This is a genomic window from Mesorhizobium sp. M1E.F.Ca.ET.063.01.1.1 (assembly GCF_003998155.1).
Lineage (GTDB): Bacteria > Pseudomonadota > Alphaproteobacteria > Rhizobiales > Rhizobiaceae > Mesorhizobium.
Map to the genome: position 1 here is coordinate 1 of NZ_RZSC01001376.1, position 752 is coordinate 752.

Here is a 752-nt window from a genome sequence, read left to right on the forward strand (position 1 = left end):
GTCGATGCCGATCCAACTTGTGTGCAGCAATGGCGAGCCACGAGAGGCGGATGGACTCGTGGATCTGATCGCGGCGCATCGCCATGCCGTGGCAAAGGTGGAGAGTCTCGGAAAGCGGTTGATGCAGGCCGAAGAGGCCGAGGCCGCGCTGATCGGACCACGGCTTGACGCCGTGATGGCGGACGAGGCGCTTGTCCGCCGCCAGGCAGCGATGGCGCCGGTTGCCGATGTTTGCGAGCTGAAAATGAAGGCCGCATATTTCGAGCGGCTCATGAGCGACGGTTGGTGCGACGTGGATGCGGATGACTTGCATGAGCTGCTGCGGTCTTTCGTGGACTTTCAAATCTAAGAAAAGAGGGCGGACATCCAAGACGCGAACGCGTGCCATGCGGCATAGGCCAACGCCGGCACCGCGATGATGGCGATGAATGCGAACGCGCCGGCTATTGCACCGTCCGTGCGGCCCTCGACAGGGTAGTAGTAGCGGCTCGATTCATGTTCGTGGTTCAACGGTCCTGCTCCTTTGGCCGTTTCAGCAGAAGTCCAATTGGATGCTGAAACTTCGTCGCCCAAAGACCATCAGCTTTCATCTTCGCGTTGAGCTCAGCCACCAGATAATTGGCGCTGACGGCGTTGCCCTTCGCATCGGTGGCGGCGAACGCGTAGCCGGCCGCGATAAGGGCGGTCCCAAGGTCGATCGTATTGCCGTCGAGTTTCGCGCCACACACCACAAAGGTCGCTTTGTCGAGCGC

Annotated in this window: 2 protein-coding genes and 1 pseudogene; 1 reads left to right on the plus strand and 2 read right to left on the minus strand. The window is 60.6% G+C overall.

Annotated elements, in window-relative coordinates:
• Positions 1-349: hypothetical protein (locus EOA29_RS38685; protein ID WP_210213235.1), on the plus strand; the 349-nt coding region annotated here is incomplete at its 5' end.
• On the opposite strand, the gene EOA29_RS41915 is transcribed toward EOA29_RS38685, so the two are convergent.
• A complete protein-coding gene (locus tag EOA29_RS41915; RefSeq protein WP_189479161.1) occupies positions 346-510 on the minus strand; it encodes a hypothetical protein in 165 nt (54 codons plus the stop codon). The two genes, EOA29_RS38685 and EOA29_RS41915, sit on opposite strands and share 4 nt — an antisense overlap.
• Positions 507-752: pseudogene (locus tag EOA29_RS41920) on the minus strand (thermonuclease family protein); the annotation flags it as partial. The gene EOA29_RS41915 and the pseudogene EOA29_RS41920, both read right to left, overlap by 4 nt.